The sequence below is a fragment of the Winogradskyella sp. MH6 genome (genome assembly GCF_022810765.1).
GTDB lineage: Bacteria > Bacteroidota > Bacteroidia > Flavobacteriales > Flavobacteriaceae > Winogradskyella.
The window spans coordinates 716,913-739,863 of the sequence record NZ_CP094494.1 but is presented as its reverse complement, the minus strand read 5'-3'; the positions used below and the strand labels follow the sequence as shown (position 1 = coordinate 739,863).

The 22,951-nt window shown below is 34.3% G+C and carries 27 protein-coding genes; 12 read left to right on the top strand and 15 right to left on the bottom strand.

Going from position 1 to position 22,951, the window contains the following annotated elements; genetic code table 11:
- Positions 1-15: 15 nt before the first annotated feature.
- Positions 16-477 carry a hypothetical protein gene (locus MST30_RS03450; RefSeq protein WP_243473016.1) on the bottom strand — a complete coding sequence of 154 codons (462 nt, stop codon included), beginning with the start codon at positions 475-477 and terminating at the stop codon, positions 16-18.
- Positions 478-574: 97 nt separating this feature from the next.
- On the opposite strand from MST30_RS03450, the gene MST30_RS03445 reads away from it, so the two are divergent.
- The 11 genes from MST30_RS03445 (at position 575) to MST30_RS03400 (ending at position 8,644) form a co-directional block, all read left to right on the top strand.
- On the top strand, positions 575-1,579 hold the full coding sequence (locus tag MST30_RS03445; protein WP_243473015.1) for a glycoside hydrolase family 113: 1,005 nt from the start codon (positions 575-577) through the stop codon (positions 1,577-1,579).
- A 26-nt stretch (positions 1,580-1,605) separates the two neighbouring features.
- Entirely contained in the window at positions 1,606-2,298 is a 693-nt protein-coding gene (locus tag MST30_RS03440) for an NUDIX hydrolase (protein WP_243473014.1), read from the top strand.
- A 65-nt stretch (positions 2,299-2,363) separates the two neighbouring features.
- Positions 2,364-3,200 (top strand): ribose-phosphate diphosphokinase, encoded by an 837-nt coding sequence (prs, locus tag MST30_RS03435; protein WP_243473013.1) that lies wholly within the window; start codon positions 2,364-2,366, stop codon positions 3,198-3,200.
- Positions 3,197-3,832: a DUF4291 domain-containing protein gene (locus MST30_RS03430; RefSeq protein ID WP_243473012.1), complete on the top strand. Its 636-nt coding sequence runs from the start codon at positions 3,197-3,199 to the stop codon at positions 3,830-3,832. Before prs ends, MST30_RS03430 begins: the two co-directional genes overlap by 4 nt.
- Positions 3,829-4,161 (top strand): ADP-ribosylglycohydrolase family protein, encoded by a 333-nt coding sequence (locus tag MST30_RS15755; RefSeq protein WP_262914438.1) that lies wholly within the window; start codon positions 3,829-3,831, stop codon positions 4,159-4,161. The genes MST30_RS03430 and MST30_RS15755 overlap by 4 nt, the downstream gene beginning before the upstream one ends.
- A 26-nt stretch (positions 4,162-4,187) precedes the next feature.
- Positions 4,188-4,784, top strand: a complete 597-nt coding sequence (locus MST30_RS15750; protein WP_262914437.1) for an ADP-ribosylglycohydrolase family protein — start codon at positions 4,188-4,190, stop codon at positions 4,782-4,784.
- Between the two features lie 2 nt (positions 4,785-4,786).
- Positions 4,787-5,335: an RNA 2'-phosphotransferase gene (locus MST30_RS03420; protein ID WP_243473011.1), complete on the top strand. Its 549-nt coding sequence runs from the start codon at positions 4,787-4,789 to the stop codon at positions 5,333-5,335.
- Position 5,336: 1 nt separating this feature from the next.
- Positions 5,337-6,110 carry a metallophosphoesterase family protein gene (locus tag MST30_RS03415; protein ID WP_243473010.1) on the top strand — a complete coding sequence of 258 codons (774 nt, stop codon included), beginning with the start codon at positions 5,337-5,339 and terminating at the stop codon, positions 6,108-6,110.
- Between the two features lie 2 nt (positions 6,111-6,112).
- Positions 6,113-6,661: a riboflavin biosynthesis intermediates N-glycosidase gene (locus tag MST30_RS03410; protein ID WP_243473009.1), complete on the top strand. Its 549-nt coding sequence runs from the start codon at positions 6,113-6,115 to the stop codon at positions 6,659-6,661.
- Positions 6,662-6,664: 3 nt separating this feature from the next.
- Complete coding sequence (locus MST30_RS03405; RefSeq protein WP_243473008.1) at positions 6,665-7,087, top strand: nucleoside 2-deoxyribosyltransferase domain-containing protein; 423 nt, start codon at positions 6,665-6,667, stop codon at positions 7,085-7,087.
- Between the two features lie 84 nt (positions 7,088-7,171).
- Positions 7,172-8,644 (top strand): nicotinate phosphoribosyltransferase, encoded by a 1,473-nt coding sequence (locus MST30_RS03400; protein WP_243473007.1) that lies wholly within the window; start codon positions 7,172-7,174, stop codon positions 8,642-8,644.
- Here the strand turns inward: MST30_RS03400 and MST30_RS03395 are convergent.
- From MST30_RS03395 to MST30_RS03350, 10 genes are all read right to left on the bottom strand, one after another.
- Entirely contained in the window at positions 8,623-9,333 is a 711-nt protein-coding gene (locus MST30_RS03395) for a TIGR04283 family arsenosugar biosynthesis glycosyltransferase (protein ID WP_243473006.1), read from the bottom strand. The two genes, MST30_RS03400 and MST30_RS03395, sit on opposite strands and share 22 nt — an antisense overlap.
- Before the next feature lie 62 nt (positions 9,334-9,395).
- Positions 9,396-10,193 carry a DUF547 domain-containing protein gene (locus MST30_RS03390; protein WP_243473005.1) on the bottom strand — a complete coding sequence of 266 codons (798 nt, stop codon included), beginning with the start codon at positions 10,191-10,193 and terminating at the stop codon, positions 9,396-9,398.
- A gap of 4 nt (positions 10,194-10,197) precedes the next feature.
- Entirely contained in the window at positions 10,198-11,091 is an 894-nt protein-coding gene (locus MST30_RS03385) for a sterol desaturase family protein (RefSeq protein ID WP_243473004.1), read from the bottom strand.
- 11 nt (positions 11,092-11,102) lie between these two features.
- Entirely contained in the window at positions 11,103-12,071 is a 969-nt protein-coding gene (arsM, locus tag MST30_RS03380) for an arsenosugar biosynthesis arsenite methyltransferase ArsM (RefSeq protein WP_243473003.1), read from the bottom strand.
- 8 nt (positions 12,072-12,079) lie between these two features.
- Complete coding sequence (locus MST30_RS03375; protein ID WP_243473002.1) at positions 12,080-12,892, bottom strand: purine-nucleoside phosphorylase; 813 nt, start codon at positions 12,890-12,892, stop codon at positions 12,080-12,082.
- Complete coding sequence (locus MST30_RS03370; RefSeq protein ID WP_262914436.1) at positions 12,885-13,514, bottom strand: TIGR04282 family arsenosugar biosynthesis glycosyltransferase; 630 nt, start codon at positions 13,512-13,514, stop codon at positions 12,885-12,887. The genes MST30_RS03375 and MST30_RS03370 overlap by 8 nt, the downstream gene beginning before the upstream one ends.
- Positions 13,507-14,001: a rhodanese-like domain-containing protein gene (locus tag MST30_RS03365; protein ID WP_243473000.1), complete on the bottom strand. Its 495-nt coding sequence runs from the start codon at positions 13,999-14,001 to the stop codon at positions 13,507-13,509. The genes MST30_RS03370 and MST30_RS03365 overlap by 8 nt, the downstream gene beginning before the upstream one ends.
- Before the next feature lie 32 nt (positions 14,002-14,033).
- The gene (gene arsS / locus MST30_RS03360; RefSeq protein ID WP_243472999.1) at positions 14,034-15,089 is read right to left on the bottom strand and encodes an arsenosugar biosynthesis radical SAM (seleno)protein ArsS; all 1,056 of its coding nucleotides are present in this window, start codon (positions 15,087-15,089) and stop codon (positions 14,034-14,036) included.
- A 58-nt stretch (positions 15,090-15,147) separates the two neighbouring features.
- Positions 15,148-15,483, bottom strand: a complete 336-nt coding sequence (locus tag MST30_RS03355) for an arsenosugar biosynthesis-associated peroxidase-like protein (RefSeq protein WP_243472998.1) — start codon at positions 15,481-15,483, stop codon at positions 15,148-15,150.
- Positions 15,484-15,621: 138 nt separating this feature from the next.
- A complete protein-coding gene (locus tag MST30_RS03350) occupies positions 15,622-16,095 on the bottom strand; it encodes a nucleoside deaminase (protein WP_243472997.1) in 474 nt (157 codons plus the stop codon).
- 175 nt (positions 16,096-16,270) lie between these two features.
- On the opposite strand from MST30_RS03350, the gene MST30_RS03345 reads away from it, so the two are divergent.
- Entirely contained in the window at positions 16,271-18,850 is a 2,580-nt protein-coding gene (locus MST30_RS03345) for a phosphoenolpyruvate carboxylase (protein ID WP_243472996.1), read from the top strand.
- A gap of 90 nt (positions 18,851-18,940) precedes the next feature.
- Here the strand turns inward: MST30_RS03345 and MST30_RS03340 are convergent, their stop codons facing one another.
- The 4 genes from MST30_RS03340 to MST30_RS03325 all read right to left on the bottom strand — a co-directional run bounded on the left by MST30_RS03340 (position 18,941) and on the right by MST30_RS03325 (position 22,949).
- Positions 18,941-20,236: an ammonium transporter gene (locus MST30_RS03340; RefSeq protein ID WP_243472995.1), complete on the bottom strand. Its 1,296-nt coding sequence runs from the start codon at positions 20,234-20,236 to the stop codon at positions 18,941-18,943.
- Between the two features lie 4 nt (positions 20,237-20,240).
- On the bottom strand, positions 20,241-20,579 hold the full coding sequence (locus tag MST30_RS03335) for a P-II family nitrogen regulator (protein WP_243472994.1): 339 nt from the start codon (positions 20,577-20,579) through the stop codon (positions 20,241-20,243).
- A gap of 148 nt (positions 20,580-20,727) precedes the next feature.
- Positions 20,728-22,032 (bottom strand): threonine synthase, encoded by a 1,305-nt coding sequence (gene thrC, locus MST30_RS03330; protein ID WP_243472993.1) that lies wholly within the window; start codon positions 22,030-22,032, stop codon positions 20,728-20,730.
- Positions 22,029-22,949: a homoserine kinase gene (locus MST30_RS03325; RefSeq protein ID WP_243472992.1), complete on the bottom strand. Its 921-nt coding sequence runs from the start codon at positions 22,947-22,949 to the stop codon at positions 22,029-22,031. Before MST30_RS03325 ends, thrC begins: the two co-directional genes overlap by 4 nt.
- Positions 22,950-22,951 lie beyond the last annotated feature (2 nt).

Here is a 22,951-nt window from a genome sequence, read left to right as displayed (position 1 = left end):
GCGCAAAAATACAATTTAGTTTTTGTTATTTTCTAACTTTTGCTGCCTATATTCTTCTTGTTGTGCAGGTACAATGTGTTTGTCAAAATACCATGATGACCACTTCTCTAAAGATAAGAATATACCAACTCCTAAAACGGTAATAGTTAAGATAACAAGGATGAGGTTTTTCTTTTTTCTTTTTGGGTCAATAGAACATTGATTTTGCTTTTTTCTGTACATGTAGATGCCATATAAACCAATAACTACTGCAACACCTCTTAGAATCCAAGAGCCTAATCCAATAGAACCATCTTCAGCATAAAAAAAATCGGCAAAAGATATAGCGTAAACACCTCCCATTAATCCAAACATAAATAATACCGCAGGCGCAACACAGCATAAAATTCCTGCAATTCCAGCTGATGCGGCAAACTTAAATGCCCATTTAATAATGTTTGGTTCTGCTTCTTCCTTTTTTGTTTTTAAATTAGCCATAGTTAAGTTTTATCTTGTTACGGACTTCAGTCTAACAAATTAAGTAAACCTTTCAAAGTTAATTTAACTATTAATTAGAATTAACTAAATTTTAAGTATGAGAAGTATAGTATTACTTTGTATATTTTCTTTGTTGAGTGCATGTTCAATGGCACCAGTAAAGCAAAATAAAATTAATGGTGTGAGTTTTGTAGCTGCTAGAGATATTGTGGATAGTACACATGTTGAACCTGTAGTAAAAGTGAATGCGAATTATGCTGCTATTATGCCGTTTGGGTTTATTAAAAATCTTGAACACTCAGAAATTATTCACAACACAGACAGACAATGGTTTGGTGAAACCAGAGCAGGAGCAGAGCAATACATTTCTGAATTACGAAAAGCAGACATTAAGGTTATGATTAAACCTCAAATTTGGGTTTGGGGAGGCGAATTTACTGGTGAAATAATGATGACAACAGAAGAAGATTGGAAAGCTTTAGAAGCTTCTTATACAAGCTTCATTTTAGAATATGCAGATATGGCAGAAAAGGTAAATGCAGAGATATTTTGTATAGGTACAGAGTTAGAGTTATTTGTAAAATTTAGACCAGCATATTGGTCTCAACTTATTGAAAAAATTAAAACGATTTTTAAAGGAAAACTCACCTATGCAGCCAATTGGAATGAATTTGCTAAAACACCGTTTTGGGATCAGTTAGATTATATCGGTATCGATGCTTACTTCCCACTTAGCGATAAAAAAACACCGAGCTATGAGGATTGTTTAGAAGGCTGGAAGTCTCATAAATCCATTATTGAAAAACTTTCTAAGCAACAAGACCGACCAATTTTGTTTACAGAATATGGTTATAGAAGTGTAGATTATTCTGGTAGACAACCTTGGGTGTCAGATCATACCATGAGAGATGTAAATCTTGAAGCACAAGTAAATACCACAAAAGCCTTATTTGATACTTTTTGGCACGAGGATTGGTTCGCAGGAGGTTTTGTCTGGAAATGGTTTATTATGCACGACGAAGTTGGTGGACATGACAATCCTATGTTTACACCGCAGAATAAACCTGTTGAAGAAGTTCTGAGAGAATATTATAAGAATTAGTATTTTTGTGTATTAACTACACAAAAATGGCACTCATACAAAATATAAAAATTGCTGTAGATGCAGTGGTTTTTGGTTACGAATCCAAAAAGTCCTTATCCGTTTTATTGATTAAAAGAGGAGTAGAACCCTTTAAAGATACTTGGGCTTTACCTGGTGGATTAGTTTTAGAGGAGGAATCTTTAGAAGCAGCTGTTAAAAGAGAACTTAAGGAAGAAACAGGTGTTACCATTGATTATTTAGAGCAATTGTACACTTTTGGTGAGCCTAAACGAGACCCTAGAAATAGAGTAGTAGCCGTGAGTTATTTTGCTTTGGTAAAACCACATCATTTTAAAATTGCAGCTAGTACAGATGCTGTTGAAGCCCAATGGTTCACCCTTGATAAATTACCAAAATTAGCATTCGACCATAAGAAAATTTTAGAGATGGCGAAAGAGCGTCTTAAAGCTAAGTTAACCTATCAACCTATTGGGTTTGATTTGTTAAATAAAGAATTTCCGTTTTCAGATCTTGAACATTTATATACTTCCATTTTAGAAAAAGACATTGATAGACGTAACTTCAGAAAGAAAATCTTAAGCTTCGATATTCTAGAAGAGACAGATAAGATAAGCCAAAAAGGAAGTGGCAGACCAGCTAAACTCTTTAAGTTTAATCAAAAGAAATACAACGCACTTTTACAGGAAGGTTTCCATTTTGAAATTAAGTTTGTGTAAAAAAAACACAAATAATTTTTGTGGCTGAGTAAATTTAATCTAAATTTGTGTAAAAATAACGCAAAATGTATTTAAATTTAGATACTCAATTTCAGCCTTTTCAATCAGAAAATAACATTCAGTTTGAGGTTTTTACCTTTTCTGGTGGTGAGCCTCATATTAAGATTTTGACAGATGTTTCTAATCAAACCGAAGTTACTATCACGACTAGGATTCAATCTTTTAATGATTTTGGCTTGTTGCTCTTAGCAGTAGATGCACTAAGACGGTATGGTGTAGAGAAATTAAATGTATTCATGCCTTATTTTCCGGCAGCGAGGCAAGATCGAGTTATGGTAAAAGGAGAACCGTTGTCGGTAAAAGTGTATGCAGATTTATTAAACCAGTTGAATTTAAATAAAATCACTATATACGATCCTCATTCTGAAGTCACACAAGCGGTTCTAAATAAATGTGAGGTAATTACTAATCATACATTTATCCAAGAAGTCGTATCTGATTTGGGTAAGGATGTTTTGTTGATCTCACCAGATGGAGGAGCGTTAAAAAAGATTTATAAAGTATCTGAATTTTTGGGAGGAATACCAGTGGTAGAATGTTCAAAAAAACGAAATGTCAAAAACGGACAATTGGAAGGCTTTAGAGTTTTTGAAGATGATCTACTAGGCAAAAATTGTTTAATTGTAGATGATATATGTGATGGTGGTGGGACTTTTATTGGTTTGGCTAAAGAACTGAAAAAGCATAATGCAGGCAATTTGTATCTAGCTGTAAGTCATGGTATTTTTAGTAAAGGTCTTGAGGAACTCAATCAATATTTTACAAATATTTTTACCACCAATAGTTTTAAAAAAATAGATGAAGGGGTAGAACAGATCGGATTAAAGGAATTGATAAAATGAAACTTAAAATAAAATTACATAACGAACAAATAGAAAAGTGGCCACAACAAGGTCACCATATCATGGCGCAATATGATAATGAGAAGATTATTGTATACCAGTCATACAGACCAGAAATAGGAAATTTTGCGGTGCAAAACCAATATTTTGGTGGAGCTTTTAGTCTGAATAGAATGACCTGGATTAAACCAAATTTTCTTTGGATGATGTACCGTAACGGATGGGCAACAAAAGTTGGGCAAGAAGTTGTTTTAGCTATTCACTTAAAACGAGAAGCCTTTGAGCGCTATCTCAAGCAAGCGGTTTATTCGAGTTATCAATCCGATTTGTATATGTCTAGAGATTATTGGCAAGAACAAGTGAAAAATTCTTCTATTCGTTTGCAATGGGATCCAGATCACAATCCCTATGGAGCCAAACTAGAACGACGAGCGATCCAAATTGGTATAAGAGGAAAGGAAGTTGTAAACTATGCAAAAGATGATATTTTAGAAATAGAAGACATCACGCCTTTTGTAAAAGAGCAATACCAATTTGTTTTAAATAAGCAATTGGATCAATTAATGATTCCAGAGGAGCATCCTCTTGTGTTTAATGATGAGGTATTGAATAAAAATTTAAGATTACAATGAAATCAAAAATACACTCAGCATTATTTGGTTTGTCGGTAGGAGATGCTTTAGGTGTTCCTGTTGAATTTAAAAGCAGGGATTATTTAAAGCGATTTACAGTTGCCGATATGATGGAATATGGTTCGCATCGCCAACCAAAAGGAACGTGGAGCGATGATAGTTCGTTAGCGTTTTGTTTGGGTGAAAGTTTAGTCGAGGGTTTTGATTTAAGGGATATCGCATTAAGGTTTACGCGATGGGTATATTCGGGATTTTGGACACCGCACGGAAAGGTTTTTGACATAGGAATTCAAACTAGAAGCTCAATATATACATTACAAAAATACTGAATCAAAAAGATTATGAAGCCTTAGAGTTGTTAAAGTACGAAGCCGATGAGTATACAAACGGTAATGGTTCTTTGATGAGAATATTACCACTGCTATTTTATGTGAAGGATAAAAATATAAAAGAACAATTTGAAATAATTTGGAAAGTATCTGCTTTAACTCATGGACACATTAGAAGTGCGATATCATGTCTAATTTATTTGGTTTTTGCTGAAAAAATTATATATGGTTACAACAAGCAAGAAGCTTATGTTTTAACCCAAAATGAAATAAAACAATTCTTTAAATCCGAAGAGATGTCAGATTATGAAGTGAATAAATTCTCTAGATTAATTTATAGTGATATCTCAAAACTAAATGAAAGCGAAATAAGTTCAAGTGGTTATGTGCTAGATACTTTAGAAGCTAGTTTTTGGTGCTTACTTACTTCGAACACTTATGAAAAGAGTGTCCTGAAAGCAGTAAATTTAGGTGATGATACAGACACTACGGGAGCAGTAACAGGAGGTCTAGCGGGTCTATTATATGGCTATGAAGCAATACCAGAAAAATGGATAGATGTTCTGGCAAGGAAAGAGGATATCACAGATTTATGTGATAAGTTGTTTATTAAATATGGATAAAGATGAATGAAAAAGATAAAAAACAAATAAGTAAATTTTTAAGTTTGGTGCTACGACACCAACCAGACTATATTGGTTTACACTTAAATGAAAATGGTTGGGCAGATATTAATGAACTTATTAAAAAATCAAAACTCAAGAACTTAAATTTTTCATTTGAAGAATTGGAGGACATTGTAGTAACAAATGATAAACAACGTTTTGCCTTTAATGAAGATGAATCTAAAATAAGGGCAAACCAAGGTCATTCAGTTAAGACTATAGATTTGCAATTGCAAGCCGTTCAACCACCAACCCTTTTGTATCATGGTACAGTAGCTAAGTTTATGCAATCAATCAAAGCGAAAGGATTACAAAAACGAAGCCGACAACATGTACATTTAAGTGAAGATAAAGATACAGCAACCAAAGTAGGTAGTAGAAGAGGAGTTCCTGTAATTTTAAAGATTAGGGCTTTAGATATGCATCAAAAAGGCTATGAGTTTTACCGTTCAGAAAATAATGTTTGGCTAACGGATAGTGTGCCTTTTGAATTTATAATTTTTGAGTAAGATGAAAAAAACATACGCCATAGGCGACATACACGGAGGTTTAAAAGCCTTACAACAACTGTTAGAGCGTTTAGACTATTCCGATAAGGATACATTCATCTTTTTAGGAGACTATGTTGATGGTTGGAGCGAATCTGCTCAGGTCATTCAATTTTTAATCGAGTTTTCTAAAGTACATAAGTGTGTGTTTATTAAAGGTAATCACGATGCTTGGTGCGAAGAGTGGTTAGCTTCAGGTCATATAAACGAGGTTTGGTATGCACATGGAGGAAAAGAAACCATTATAAGTTACTTGGAGTTTTCAAAAGAAGATAAGAAAGCACATCTCAATTTTTTTGAAGCTATGGATATGTATCACATGGATGATAAAAATAGGTTGTTTGTTCATGCTGGTTTTACTTCAATGCATGGAGTAGAAAAGGAATACAATATTCAAACGCTATATTATGACCGTACATTATGGGAAATGGCATTGACTATGGATGCACGCATACAAAAGCAGTCAGAGCTTTATCCAAACCGATTAAAACATTATGCAGAAATCTACATTGGTCATACACCAACAATCAATTATTCTAAAATGTATCCAATGAATGCCATAAACGTTTGGAATGTAGATACAGGCGCAGCGTTTACAGGGCGACTATCAGCTATAGATATAGATACAAAGGAAGTCTTTCAGAGTGACGAGGTAATGTCTTTTTATCCTGAGGAAACAGGTAGAAATGATATATCGTATAAGAAGAGAATAATCAATTTTAAACGACGATTATAGAAATGAAGTACACAAGAGAAAATACAATTCAACGGTATAACTCAGGTGAGAATTTAAAGTTTTTATTTTTCTGGGGACATCAACCTAGTAAAGATGGCTCAATTAAAAGCAGTTGTTTTAGCCAATGGTGGGAATCTGACTTCAATGTGTCTGATATAACATATAAAACAGCAGAACATTATATGATGGCTGAGAAAGCGAGATTATTTGAGGACGAAAGAATATTAAAAGAGATTCTACTTTCAAATAATCCACATGAAGCTAAAATGTTAGGAAGAAAAGTAGCCAATTTTGATAATGAACTTTGGGAAAAGTTTAAGTATGAGTTCGTAAAGCAAGGTAATTATCATAAGTTTTCTCAAAATAAAAAATTAAAAGAGTATCTACTTACAACTTCAAATAGAGTTTTAGTAGAGGCAAGTCCAGTCGATCGTATTTGGGGAATAGGATTGGCTAAAAATGATGAGAAAGCACAGAATCCAAATCTTTGGAGAGGAGATAACTTATTGGGGTTTGCTTTAATGGAGGTACGAGATTTGTTAATTTCTTAAATAATGGTTTATACAGCTTTCAGTCCCTTACCGTCAAAAGAAAAAGAAAATTCATATTACTTTTTAGCGGGAAGTATTGACTTTAAAGCGTCAAATCCTTGGAGAGAAAGTTTGTGCAAAAACTCAAATGAATTCATTCATTTTTTTGATCCAACAAGACCAGATCATCATCTTTTAAAAGATAAAGAAATGAAGCAGCATATCAATTGGGAGTTAGATGCTTTAGAACTGGCGGATAAAATTTTTTTAAATTTTTTATCAGAAGCAAAATCACCTATCTCTTTGGTTGAACTAGGCTTATACTCAAAATCAGGTAAACTTGTAGTAATTTGCCCTCACGATTTCTATCAATATAGGTATGTAGAAACTCTTTGCGAGAAGTATGATATACCTCTATTTCAAAAGCTCGAACAAGTTAAATTTTAATATTGTGTATTTTTTACACAAAATAATTGTTTTGCAAAAAAATTCATTTTATATTTGTGTAATAATTACGCAAATTAATATATCATGAACCCATTATTATTCACAGACGGTTATAAAGTAGACCATCGCAGACAATATCCAGAGCAAACAACTTTAGTGTATTCTAATTGGACACCTCGCAAAAGTAGAATAGAAGGAATAGAAGAGGTCGTGTTTTTTGGGTTGCAATACTTTATCAAAAAATACATGATTGAAGCGTTTAATAAAGATTTCTTCAATCAGCCAAAAGATGCAGTTTGTCAGAAATATCAAAGACGTATCAATAATTATTTAGGCGAAAATAAAGTAGGTATAAAACATATCGAGGACCTACACGACTTAGGTTATCTGCCAATGGTTGTAAAGGCGTTACCAGAAGGTGTTTCTGTGCCAATTCGTGTGCCAATGCTAACCATGTACAATACAAAACCAGAGTTTTTTTGGCTAACTAATTATTTTGAAACGTTATTATCTACCACACTTTGGTTGCCATGTAATTCGGCTACTATTGCGAAACAGTATCGCAGGATTTTAGATAAGTATGCTGAAGAAACTTCAACAATACCAGAATTTGTAGATTGGCAAGGTCATGACTTTTCAATGCGAGGTATGGGAGGTTTGGAAGCTGCTATCATATCTTCAGCAGGACATTTATTGAGTTTTACAGGAACAGACACCATTCCATCAATTGATTTTTTTGAAGAGTATTACAATGCCAATTCAGATACAGAACTAATAGGAGGATCCGTTGCGGCAACAGAACATTCTGTTATGTGTATGGGAACCAACGAAGGAGAGGAAGAAACCTTCAAACGTTTAATCACAGAGATTTATCCTAACGGTATTGTGTCTGTAGTTTCAGATACTTGGGATTTATGGAAAGTGTTAACCGAGTATCTTCCAAATCTAAAGAATGAAGTCCTAAGTCGAGAAGGAAAAGTCGTCATCAGACCAGATTCTGGCGATCCTGCTGACATCATTTGTGGTAACCCAAATGGAAAAACAGAAGCTGAAAAGAAAGGAGTTATACAACTACTTTGGGAAATTTTTGACGGAAAAACCAACGAGAAAGGTTACAAAGAATTAGATAGCCATATTGGTGCTATTTATGGTGATAGTATCACTTTAGAAAGAGCTAAGGACATTTGCGAACGCCTTAAACAAAAGGGTTTTGCGTCTACCAATGTGGTGTTGGGTATTGGCTCATTTACTTATCAATACAACACCAGAGATACGTTTGGTTTTGCCATGAAAGCAACTTACGGAGAGGTCAATGGAGTTGGAAGAGAAATTTACAAAGATCCTATAACAGATGACGGCACTAAAAAATCAGCTAAAGGCTTAATTAAAATTGAAAAAACTGAAGGTGGTTATATTATGAAAGATCAGGTATCTTGGGAAGAAGAACAACAAGGCGAACTAAAAGAAGTCTTTAAAGATGGCGAGCTATTGATAAATGATACTTTACAAGAGATTAGAAATAGAGTGAAAAATAATCAGCCAATCCTTTTTTTATAATAATTATGCAATTCACTAGCTGAGGCTCCAAACCATTTTTTGAGATAAATTATTAAATAATAATACTGTAATTTCCAGACTCCAACTTTTTTGTAAAGTCTCGCAGAGGTTGTGATTTTCTGGTTAATTACAGTGAATTTATTACGCTTATAAAGTTCGTTTATTAGGATGTTATCTTCGTAAATGATGTAGTTTTCATTATAACCACCAATAGTGTTAAAAAGAGTTTTGGTGATAAACAAACTTTGGTCGCCACCACGACATACTTTTAGGTTGAATTTTGTAAGCCAGCCTGTAAGGTTTAGCCACCAATGTTTGCTGTTAAACTGCATTCTAAAGCAGCCTGCTTCATGCCCTTTTTGTACTTTGTCTAAAATGAATTGATCAAAGTCTTTAGGAGGAAACGTGTCGGCATGTAAGAAGTAAAGAATGTTTCCTGTTGAAGCTTTTGCTCCAGCATTCATTTGTTTGGCTCTTCCTTTTTTTGAAGATATGAGTTTAACGTCTGTTAGAGAGAAATTCTTTACAATTTCAGCTGTTCTGTCAGTGCTTTCGCCATCAACAACAATGATTTCTGAAACATTTTTAGACGAAGAATTCTCAGTAAGATAACGTAATAAACGGCCAATGTTTTCAGCCTCGTTGAGTACTGGGATTATAATCGATATTTTATTTAAATCCTTTGTCATTCTACCGAGTTCAGTCGAAATGTTGATACAGAATCATGTAAATTGAGATATGCAGAAATCAATTAATCATTCAGATCCCAACTATAATCTTTATAACTCTTTTTTGCTTTATTTGAAATTTCAATAGCAGTGTATTTGTTTAAGAAATCAATCAAGCTACCATCTTGCTCAAAATCCTTCTTAAACCATTTAAATATTTTAGAGAGTTTTATTTCGTTTTCTGAAATTTCATTTTTTGAGGTGTCTGCCAGAAATTCTTGAGTTGCTTTGGTGAGTTGCTCTTCTAAATTTTCAGCGGTAAATGCTGTATTCTGAAGTTTTGGGCAAGACTCAGAAGCACAAACAATCGCAAAGTGAATGCGAGGCTCGTTCATTTTGCGGAGAATGTTGTGTTCTATTTCATCTAAATTATAATCTAGGTCAGCTAGTTTCCAAAGACGTTGTTTCCAAGGGTCTTTGATGTCTTTTATGCTTTCTAATGGATAATTCCGTAGAATTAAATCTATGGTAAGCGCATTGTAAGCATTAATCCAGAAGGCAATTTTTTTGGTTTTCGAAAATGATTCAAAATACTTACTCTCATGCATCAAGCTTAAGCAATAAATATAATCGAGTAATTTTTTGTGCTCCGTTTTAAAAGATTTGTAATTTACTTTACCGTCGTTAGAAACATGCTTTTGTAATAATTCGTCCCAAAGTTCGTGATCTTTCAAAAGGCGTTTTATAACTGTTATATTATTTTTTAAGGTTGAATCTACTTTTGTAATGTTGGTATTTGTTGAATCTACAGATGTTTTGTGTTGAGCCATAGCATAGTTGGGTAGAAGAAAAAGGAGAATAAATACTAATGCATATTTCATAACTCTACTTTTCTTTTTTTGAAAATGCAGGATATAACTCCTGACTTACAAAATCCTTTGGGAAATCCTCATCACCTTCAAAACCTAATTCTATGTCGCGACCATCATGAGGAATATAATCAGTTTTAAAAAGGTAATCCCAAAGACTTAAGGTAATCCCAAAGTTAACACCATATCTTGCGTGTTTAGGAAGCTCCTTTGCATGATGCCAAATATGCATTTTTGGGTTGTTAAAAATGTATTTAAGAAATCCGTAGTTCCAACCTAGATTGGCATGATTAAGATGACCAACAGTAATGTTAAAAAAGTGAACGATGGCAACATCTTGAGCATCAAATCCACCAATAATAGCAATTGGGATATAGAGTAAGGATTTGTACATCACAGGTTCCATCCAATGGTAACGCAAATGCGCTGCAAAACCCATTTCTTTTACACTGTGGTGTACTTTATGAAAATTCCACAACCAATCAAAACGGTGAAGTAATCTATGTGTATTCCATTGTACAAAGTCGGCAACTATAAAAAAGATAAATAAGCCCAACCATGTTGGTAAACTGTCAATATCAAACAGCTCGAAATCTTTTATAGATAAACCAACAATTCCGAGTATATCATTAAAAAACTCTGCAACAGTATTAGATAAAGCTATAAAGACAATGAGATTTAGTAAAAAGAAATTAAAGAACATATAGAATGTATCTAACCAAAAATCTTTTCTAAAAATAGCTTGGTTCTTTCTCCAAGGAAAAGCGATCTCTAATAGCCATACAAGAACAGAAATACCAATAAGCCCATAGAAGTAATTGTCCCAATGGTTTATATCAATGAGCTCGTGTTTTAGATAGTTCCAATATCCTGAATAGGAGTTTTTGATTATGTCTATATACTTTTCCATAGTAATGTGGTCTAACAGCACCCACCACCATCATAGTGATATGTTGATTCACTAATAAAAATATCATCTCTGCCTAAACTAGCTAGTGCTCCAGCAGTTTTATCACAAATAGCTAAAGGTTGATTTTTTAATAATACATGTCCTGCTTTATCATCAAAATAATCATCTTCGCCATAATAGATAGCCGCTTTTCCTGTAAAAATACAAGGTCCATCTGCTGGCATTGGATCTTTGATTGCTGCAACTTCAATAGACTCTATATAGATTAATTCATCTGTTGGGTAATGTTTTGGGTCTAAAATTCGGTAGGGTTTACGCGCTCTAATTTCAATAGTGCTAAATCCAGCATCTGTAAGTGCTTTTACATAATCGGCAATTGGCAAACTACCACTGAGGCAAAGTGCTCTTAAGCGTTCGTCGTTTCGTAAGTCATCGTTCATAGGTTGCTCGCAAGTAGGATCGCTCATAACCAATCTTCCATGAGGTTTTAGCACACGATACATTTCTGCAATGGCTTTCTTTAGATCTTCAGCTTTGAAAATATTGAACAAACAATTTTGTGCAGCGACATCAATGCTATTATCTTCAACCGGAAGATTCATGGCATCTCCTTTTTTAAGATCAACAAATTCAGATTTAAACCAATCGTTTTGTTCTTCTGCAATTTTGAAATTTTTACGAGAAGCCTCTAACATTTCATCAACAACATCTACACCAATAACTCCACCTTTTTGTCTGCTGAAATAAGAAAATTGAAGCAACTCCATGCCACCACCAACACCAACATAGAGTGTTTTTGGATTATTGGTTAAGTCTCGAGCATGAACTGTAGAGCCACAACCGTAGTTCATCTCTTGCATAATTTTTGGGATTTTTAAACCTGGTAATTCCCAAATAGGATTTGTTGTGCAACACAAGCCAACATCTGGTGTTAATGCAGCTTCTTTATACACGTCTTTTGTGGTTTCTAAGTAACTCATGCTGACGATTAAATACTTTTAATTAATTCTTTAAATAGCGTAATCATATCAGGTTCAGCTTTATTGGCCATAGCTATGATTTCTGCGATGTCTACAGGTTTTAAATTATCTGGGTCGCATTCATCTGTTAAAACCGAAACTGCGGCAGCTTTTAAGTTAAGGTGATTAGCAACAATAATTTCTGGAACTGTGCTCATGCCAACAGCATCTGCACCCATAATTTTTAGCATTCGGTATTCTGCTCTGGTTTCTAGTTGAGGCCCTACAACAGAAGCATACACGCCTTTGTGTAATGTAATATTGTGTTCTGAAGCAATGCTTTCAAATTTTGAAATAATTCCTGCATCATAAGGTGCGCTCATATCTACAAAACGTTCGCCAAGTTTAGAAACACCTTTAAAAGCAAGTGGAGAACCTCCTTGAAGGTTAATATGATCATCAATTAGCATTAATTCACCTTTTTTAAAATCTAAATTTACTGCGCCAGCAGCATTAGATACTAAGAGTGTTTTAATACCCAGTTTTTCCATAATTCTTACAGGAAAAGTCACATCCTGAAAGGTGTAGCCTTCATACACATGGAAGCGTCCTTGCATAACGATTACTTTTTTTCCTCCGAGTGTGCCGTAGATTAATTTTCCTTTGTGGAACTCTACAGTTGCTGTTGGAAAATTTGGAATATGGTTGTAGCTCGCTTGTGCTATAATATCTATTTCGTTAACTAATTGTCCTAATCCAGTACCTAAAATGATACCAACTTCTGGATTATCAAAACCTTTTTCTTGAAGGTATTCTGTGCTTTCTGTTATTTGTTTAATCATTAAGCTGCTGTATTTTTTCTTGTAATTTTTGGTTGTTTTTGTAAAAATCTGAAGCGATTAAATCTTCATAAGTGTCAATATCATTTAAAGTCTCTAAAGTACTAACTGAAACATTTAAATTGTGTAACTCTTGTAACGTAGTTTTTAGTAAAGTAGATTGGCTCCAAGGTTTATTTTTGAATAGTTCTGGTATTAAACTGCTAAGTCCAATAAGATAATAACCACCATCTTCTGCTGGCCCAAAAACAACGTCGTTTTCCTCTAATGCGCTCAGCCCATTTTCAATATGCGATGTGCTAATGTCTGGTAAATCTGAGCCAATGAGTACAATATTTTTATAGCCATCTTCAAATCCATCTTTAAAGGAGTTAAGCATGCGTTCGCCCAAATCAATACCCTTTTGAACGGTTTTAAATTCATTGGGCCATTTGTTTTCAATAACAGCATCAGAGAAATAAATGCGTTTGTCAATTTGTAAATCTATAGTAGCCTTTTCGGTGATTTTTACCAATTCAGAATATACTTCAAAAGCGCCATAATCACCTATGGTTTTGGCCAACCGTGTTTTTACGGTTCCTAATTTCATGTTTTTTACAAAAACAATCACAAGAGCATTAGTCATAAATCTTATTACCTTTTAAGAGCCATTTGCTCCATTTTTTAGAAAATGCATGCACATTTTCGGTAGGTTCTTCTTTATTATCGTAAACTTTATGGTTGTTATTTTTCCATTCAAAAATACCGCCAAAAAGGTTATAAACATTGGTGTAGCCTTCTTTTTTTAATTGCTCTGCAATGTCTTCAGACCTAACACCCAAAGAACAATACACAACAATCATTTGGTCTTTATTATTGAGTTGTTTGGTGGTGTTTTTTAGGTTGAATTCATCATAGCCAACATACAGCGCATCCTTTAAGTGACTAACTTCATATTCCTTAAGTTCTCTGGCATCTAAAAGAATAGCATCTGTTTTTTGCATTGCTAATTCTTGAACTGAAATGTAAGGTATACTTTCGTTATTGTACTTTTTTAATAATTCTGAAAGGGATTCCTGAGAAAATATAATTCCTGATAAGAATAGAAAAATGTATATAATTTTATTTTTCATAGTTATGAGATTCCTGCGAAAGCAGGAATATGTTACGCTACAGTGCCTTGGCAACTACTACCTGCACCAGCTGTGCAGCCGTAGCAATGTTGAGATATTACAATGTTTCGGTCTTCTAAAAGATCTTCGTTATAGTCTGATATGTGTTTTGCTTTGCTATTTACAGGTAATTCTAACATTTGGTTAAAATCACAGTCGTAAAGATACCCATCCCAACTCACTGAAAGCGTATTGGTGCACATCACATTGGCAACAGCAGCAGGATTGTATGCATCAACCAATTGATACATGTAATCTTCATAATTTTCTGAAGCGATGAGATAGTCTAAAAAACGACTTATCGGTAAATTGGTAATGGCAAACAAATTATGAAATTGAATGCCAAAATCTTCCATTAAAGCTTTTTTGAAGTCTTTTTCCATTGAAGCTTGGTCGCTTGGCAAAAACGCACCTGAAGGATTGTAAACCAAATCTAGCTTTAAAGAACTTTCAGGCATACCATAACCAACTGCGTTGAGTTCTTGCAATGCTTTTATAGATTTGTCAAACACACCATCACCTCTTTGTTTATCTGTTTTACCGCGTGTCCAATGTGGCATAGAGCTTACAACATGAACGTTATGTTTTTTAAAAAACTCAGGTAAATCGTGATACTTTTTATTAGCGCGAATGATGGTGAGATTAGAACGTACTATAAAATCCTTAATACCTGCTTTTGAAGCTTCTTCTACAAACCATCTAAAATTAGGGTTCATTTCTGGAGCTCCACCTGTTAAATCTAGTGTGTGAGCACCAGTATTTTTTATGACCTCCAAACATTGTTGCATGGTTTCTTTGGTCATTATTTCTTTACGATCAGGACCAGCATCTACGTGGCAATGTTCACAAACTTGGTTGCACATATAGCCAACATTAATCTGAAGAATTTCGAGTTTTTTTGCTTTTAACGGAAACTGATTGGTTTCAGCAATTTTATTTTTAAAAGTAGGCAGTTCTCCATTTTGAAAAATTCCGTTAGACAGAATTTCTAGCTGCTTTTTACTTTGGGCTAATACGTTTTCTCGTTTGTGTAAAGATTTGGTAATCATTAATAAGGTTTTGCTCTTTTGCTTTGCAATTAGCTTTTAGATAAGCTAAAAGAAACTTTTATCCATCTAGTTTATTCACTTTATTCATCATTTGTACACCATGTACAAGCGTGGCTCCTCCTTTTATGGCTGCGCCAACATGTATGGCTTCCATCATTTCTTCTTTGGTTACTCCTCTTTGTAGTGTGTCTTTAGTGTAAGCGTCAATACAATAAGGGCATTGTTCTGTATGGGCAACTGCTAATGCAATCAATGCTTTTTCACGAGCGGTTAAGGCTCCTTCTTCAAATACTTTTCCGTAGTAGTCAAAAAATTTGTTGCCGAGTTCTTCGTCCCATTCGGTAATGTTTCCAAATTTTCTTAAATCGGCCGGATCGTAATAGGTTTTAGACATTTAATAATTTTTAAGAATTGTACGAAAAATCAATATAGCACTTTTTGTCGAGGATAATTATTAAAGATTACAGAAAGTATTCAAAAAATTATCTGGATTTTTTGCTTTTTCGTTTATAAAAATGAGAGTAATCTGGGTTTAATATTCGGTTTTGTCTTCTTTTTTCTCCCATTCAACAAATGGCTTAATGGCAATCTCTGGAGCTAATTGCTCAAAGGGAATGCTTCTTTCGTTGTATGGCAATGGAATTTCTTTATAAATAAATTCGTCATCAAAACCTATGTTAGCGGCATCTACTTGGTTGCTACCATAGTATACTTTATCTGGTCTTGCCCAATAAATGGCACCCAAACACATTGGGCAAGGTTCGCATGATGTGTAAATTTCGCAACCTTCTAATTGAAATGAATTTAAGTTTTTACAAGCATCTCTAATGGCTGTAACTTCTGCATGTGCTGTAGGGTCGTTGGTTGAGGTCACTTTATTATTGCCCTTGCCTACTATTTTTCCATCCTTAACAATTACACAGCCAAAAGGACCTCCTTCGTTGCTGTGCATTCCTTTTAGAGCTGCGTTAACGGCTTCGAGCATAAATTTTTCTTTCTCTGTCATATTTCAAAAAATCAATAGTCTTGTTTGTTCTGTAAAAATAAGTAATGCTAAAGTTGAATAACAATAATTTAATGCCTAAATATTAATAATTGCTTTAGCGTTACGTCTAAAAATAATATCTTTAAGATTCTGTAATTCGCCAAAATAATAGGCTTTTAAAACCTAATTAAATTTTATGCACACTGAACCAAAATTAGCACGTTTCAACCAAAATGTTCTTTCTAAATATCAGATTTACAATAGTATTTTTATGACGTTACCGTTTGATACATTATCAAAAACCGTAGCGTTGTTACCATTGTTTTATGAAACATGCAAATTAGGATTTGAAGACAAAAATGATCCTACAACTATTGTAAATACTTTTTTTGATAAGTATCAAAGTCAGTTGAATGAAAAAGGGCAGATAGATTTACTGTTCCGTTTTATACAGTATATAGAGCGTCAAGTGGTATTGTTTGATGCTGTAGAGGATGCGGCTTTCCCTATTGTGAATAACATGGAAGGTGTTGGATCCTTGAGAAGTTTAAAGGAAAATGCAACTGCACAACATAAGAAAGCACTTTTAAAAAGTTATCTAGAGACCTTTAATGTGCGTATAGTTTTAACAGCTCATCCTACGCAATTTTATCCTGGAGCGGTATTAGGTATTATTACAGATCTAGCTGAAGCTATTAAAACCGACAATTTAACTGAGATTAGTGAGCTACTAGGTCAGTTGGGTAAAACACCATTTTTTAAAGACCATAAACCAACACCTTATGATGAGGCTGTTAATTTAATTTGGTATCTAAAAAATGTTTTCTACCAATCCTTTGGAAGTATTTATGATTATGTGCAGCAGAATATCTTTGATTATGAAGAAATCAATAATTCTTTGGTAAATATTGGTTTTTGGCCAGGAGGAGATAGAGATGGTAATCCGTTTGTAACTCCACAGATTACACTAGATGTTGCTAAAAAATTAAAGGAGTCTATCATTAAAAACTATATTAAAGATATAAAGTACCTGAGAAGACGATTAACTTTTAGAGGTATTAGAGAACGTATTGTAGACATAAATCACAAATTGTATAATACGCTATTGCTCAAGGATGATCAAATCACTTTGGAGGAATTAAAATCTGAATTACATGAGATTAGAACCCGACTAATTGAAGATCATCAATCTTTGTATTTAGATAAGGTGACTTCGATGATAAACAAAACAAATTTGTTTGGTTATCATTTTGCCAGTTTAGATATAAGGCAAGATAGTCGTGTGCACGATGCAATGTTTAGGTCTCTTGTTGGTGAATTAATTGCTAATGGGAGCGAATTATTCCCAGAGAATTTCTTTGAGTTTTCTGAAGAAGATCAAAAATTACATTTGACAGCCATAAAAGGATCGATTGGAAATATTGAGTTTAAGGAAGAGTTATCACAAGATATTGTGGCGACCATAAAAGCTATGAAATCTATACAAGAAACCAATGGTGAAATAGCTTGTAGTCGTTATATAATTAGCAACAATCAAACCACAATGAATGTTTTGCAGTTATTCGCTATGTTAAAGATTGTGGCATTCCATGAGAAACTAACAGCAGATGTTGTGCCGCTATTTGAAACCGTAACAGATTTAGTAGCTGCACCAAAAGTAATGGAAGAGTTGTATGCAAATCCGCATTACCGCGCTCATCTAGAAAACAGAAACAACAGGCAAACGATAATGCTTGGTTTTAGTGATGGCACAAAAGATGGAGGTTATCTTATGGCAAATTGGGCAATCTTTAAAGCAAAAGAAGCCTTAACGACCTTATCGCGTCAATACGATATTGATGTTATATTTTTTGATGGTAGAGGAGGACCGCCAGCTCGTGGTGGTGGAAAAACACACCAGTTCTATGCATCTTTAGGCCCAACGATAGAGGATAAGGAAATTCAATTGACCATTCAAGGACAAACGATTAGCTCTAATTTTGGGACATTGGATTCTTCGCAATACAACATGGAGCAACTTATAAGTTCTGGTATTATGAATCGTCTAAATGATAAAAACCAAGAAATGGCACCCGAAGATAAAACGGTGATGAATCATTTGGCAGAATTAAGTTATCAGGCTTATGTGGATTTTAAAGGGCATCCTAAATTTTTATCCTATTTAGAGCATATGAGTACCTTAAAATATTATGCAAAAACAAATATAGGAAGTCGTCCTTCAAAACGTGGAAAATCTGAAGGATTAGATTTTAAAGACCTTAGGGCAATTCCGTTTGTAGGCTCATGGAGCCAGTTAAAACAAAATGTACCAGGTTTCTTTGGTGTTGGTACAGCCTTAAAATTTTATGAAGATAAAGGTGAATTTGAAAAAGTTCAACATTTATACAAAGAGTCTCGTTTCTTTAGAACACTAATTGCTAATAGTATGATGTCTTTATCAAAGTCTTTCTTCGATTTAACACGTTATATGGCAGACGATAAAGAATACGGTGAGTTTTGGAAATTGATTTATAAAGAATACGAAACCACTAAGCGTCTTATTTTAAAACTCTCAGGATTCAATGAATTAATGGAAAACGAACCAGTAGCAAAAGCGTCTATTGCTGTTAGGGAATCTATAGTATTACCACTACTGACCATTCAGCAATTTGCACTAAAGAAAATGCAGGAATTAAAGAGCGCTGATCAAAAAGATGAAGCTAAAATTGCTGTTTTTGAAAAAATGGTGACAAGGTCATTATTCGGAAATATTAATGCCAGTAGAAATTCAGCTTAAGTTTTTAAGACTGTGATGAAATAAAATACCCTCTCGATTATATTCAAGAGGGTGTTTTCCACAATTTAAATTAAAACAAGTATATAAAGCTTAATGTTCGTTCAATCTAAAGTCAGGATAAGCGTCCATGCCATGTTCATAAGCATCTAATCCTTCCAATTCTTCAAGTTCAGAAACTCTTATTCCAACAGTTTTCTTCAATGTAAAAATGATTAAAAACGACGAAACAAGGCAAATGGCAGCGTAAGCCAATACTCCGTAGAGTTGAGGTAAAAATGATAGTGCATTAGCTGCGTCTAATGTAGAAGCTACCACATTGCCGTCTGCATTTAAAAATTCTCCTGCATCATTGGTTAAAGGTTTAAAGCCAAAAATACCAACAGCTAAAGTTCCCCAAATACCGCAAACAAGGTGAACTGCTATGGCTCCAACTGGGTCGTCTAGTTTAAGCTTGTCTATAAAACTTACTGCAAAAACAATAATAACTCCAGAGATAGCACCGATTACAATAGCATCTGTAGGGGTCATGACATCTGCGCCAGCAGTAATGCCAACCAAACCACCTAGAATACCATTTAAAAACATAGTAAGGTCTAGGTTTTTGAACATTATTGTTGAGGTAATTGCAGAAAATACTCCGCCAGAAGCAGCAGCAAGACAAGTTGTAACTAATGTGAGTGATGTAAGTTCAGGATCTGCGGATAATACAGAGCCTCCGTTAAAACCAAACCAACCTAGCCAGAGAATCAATACGCCAGCTGTGGCAATAGGTATATTATGACCTGGAATGGCTTGAATTTTTCCGTCTTTAAATTTTCCGATTCTAGCTCCTAATAAACATACAGCGACCAAGGCTGCCCAGCCACCTACTGAATGGACAAGCGTTGAGCCTGCAAAATCATAAAAACCAAGTTTGTCTAGAAATCCGCCTCCCCATTTCCATGAGCCTGCTATTGGATAAACTAAACCGACATATAGCACAGTAAAAATCATAAAAGGACCAATCTTAATCCGTTCTGCTACAGCTCCAGAAACTATGGTTGCTGCTGTTGCTGCAAACATGCCTTGAAATAAAAAGTCGGTCCAATAGGTGTAGCCTTCGTTATAGGTTAGGTCTAAAGTGCCAGACTCGGTGAGTGGTGCTTCTAGTCCAAAACCTGAGAACCCGATAAAACCATTAAATTCTCCAGGATACATAAGGTTGAAACCTACAAGGTAGTACAGTAGTAGACCAACTGTAATGATAAATATGTTTTTGAATAATATGTTTATGGTGTTTTTTTGACGTGTTAAACCAATTTCTAAGAAAGCAAACCCTAAGTGCATAAAGAAGACCAAGGCCGTGCAAATCATCATCCAAATGTTATTGGTGGTAAATAATTCCATGGTGTTAATTTAAAGTTTGACCTCCTTTTTCTCCGGTTCTAATTCTGTAGCATTCTTTAATGTCTGATACAAAAATTTTACCATCACCAACTTCACCAGTTGCGGCAGATTCTAAAATGGCTTTTATGGTAACTTCTTCAAAATCGTCATTCACTACAATAGATAAGTAACGTCTTTGTATATCGCTAGTGCTATATGAAACGCCTCTGTATACATGTCCTTCTTTTTCGTTGCCAAGACCTGTAACATCCCAATAGGAGAAGAAATTTACGCCAACATCATGTAGTGCGCTTTTAACAGCAGAAAATTTAGATTTTCTAATAATGGCTTCAACTTTTTTCATTGAAATAAATTTTGAAATTTATTCAAATTTATAATAAATAAAATTATAGCCCTTAAAATTTTAGGGTATGAATAGTATAATTATGATAAAATCAATTTTTAACCCTAAAAATTAAGGGGTTCGTAATTTGAAAATAGATTGAAGTAGATTAAGGGTTGTTTAAAAGAAAATGTTTTAGTTGATTATAATTAGAAATTTTAATAGACTTCTTTTCTTTGTGTAGTATAGATTTAGTCTGTAATGGCATTTCCATATTGTCTGCTATTTGTTTTGGTATTACAGGTAAGAATTTAATAGGATGTGCAGTTTCTAGGAAAATACCGAAGGAATCAGGATTTTGGTTTAAGTAGTTTTTTAGTGCTAAATAACCAATGGCTCCGTGAGGATCTGCGATGTAATTATGATGTGTTTTTAAATAATTGATAGCATCAATAGTTTCAGAATCGGTATAGCTGTAACCTGAAAGATTTTCTTTTAATTGCTTAAAGCTATTATTGTGTAGTTCTTCAATCCTTATAAAATTACTTGGTGCACCAACATCCATAGCGTTACTTATTGTAGCTACGGATGGTTTGGTTTTGTAATCGCCTGTTTTTAAATATTCTGGTACAATATTGTTGGCGTTAGTCCCAGTAACAAAATGCTGAATTGGCAATCCAAGTTTTTGAGCCATCATACCTGCGCAAATGTTACCATAATTGCCACTAGGTACAGAGAAAATCAGTTTTTTACTTTTGTCTTTTAAAGTTTTATAGGCAAAAAAGTAGTAGAACATTTGTGGTAACCATCTGGCAATATTTATGGAGTTTGCTGAGGTAAGCGTTCTGGCTTTTTTTAAATCTTCATCTAAAAATGCAGTTTTTACCATGGTTTGGCAATCGTCAAAAACACCATCAACTTCTAAAGCCGTAATATTTTGCCCAAGTGTAGTGAGTTGTTTCTCTTGAATATCGCTAACCTTTCCGCTTGGATACAAAATAACAACGTCTACTCCGTTAACACCCAAAAATCCATTAGCAACAGCTCCGCCTGTATCTCCAGAAGTAGCCACTAATACCGTGACATTTTCGGTGTTTAGATTTTTGCTATTGAAATAACCAAGACAACGTGCCATAAAACGTGCTCCAACATCTTTAAACGCCATAGTTGGTCCATGGTATAATTCTAAAGTAGCAATGCTTTTATCAATTTCAACTAAAGGGAAATCAAAGCTTAAAACATCTTTTAAAATTTCTTTAAGTTGAGCTTCAGGAATTTCATCACCAACAAATTGTTTAATGGCCTCAAAAGCAATATCAACATGACTTAGGGTTTCAATATTTTGAAAAAATGAATCTGGTAATTGTTGAATGGTTTTCGGAAAGTATAAGCCCTTATCTGGCGCTAATCCTCTAACGACAGCTTCTTCAAATGTAACTTCTGGTGCGTTATGGTTTAAGCTAAAATATGTCATTGAATTCGTGTTCCTGTTTTACTAATATGAGATACGTATGTGCTGTATTCAATACCTGAATTTTTATAAACAGTATCCATTGCTTCTTCCACTTTTTTGGCCGTTTCTATATTTTTACTCAGTGCAAAAATTGAAGGTCCAGAACCTGAAATCCCAGCTCCTAGAGCACCTGCAGAAATAGCAGATTGCTTAACATCGTCAAAAAGTGGAATTAATTTTTTGCGGTTGGGCTCTGCAACTAAATCAACCAAAGAGCGACCAATTAAATCAAAGTCATTGCTGTGCAAGCCGCTGATGAGTCCACCTACGTTAGACCATTGCGTAATGGCAGTTTTTAGCTCAATTTGTGTTGGTACAACTTTACGAGCGTCTTCTGTTTTTATTTCAATCTGAGGATGAATAACTGTAGCCACGAGATTTGTAGGTGTTGGTATACTTACGATATCTAGCGGAACATAACTTCTAACCAAAATAAAACCTCCGTAAATTGCAGCAGCAACATTGTCTGCAATGGCAGAGCCACAAGCCACAACTTCACCATGCATGGCAAATTTGGTGAGTTCTAAGTTAGAATAGGTGTTGCCTAATAAATGGTTTACAGCAAATGCGGTTCCTGATGCACTTGCTGCACTACTCCCTAAACCACTACCTGGTTTAAAGTTTTTAAAGATTTGAATGTCTAGCCCAAAATTAGCATTACAGTCTTTTAGCATCATTTGCGCAACCACTCCAGCGGCATTTTTATGAGCTTCATACGGAAGATTTGCGCCTTCTATTTTAGAAATGATAACGTCTTTGGAGTTTGTTTTAGTAAAAATCATGTCATCACCCAAAGTCTCTAATGCAAATCCCATAGCATCGTAGCCACATGATACATTGGCAACAGTTGCAGGTGAAAAAACTTTAATTTGATCCATTT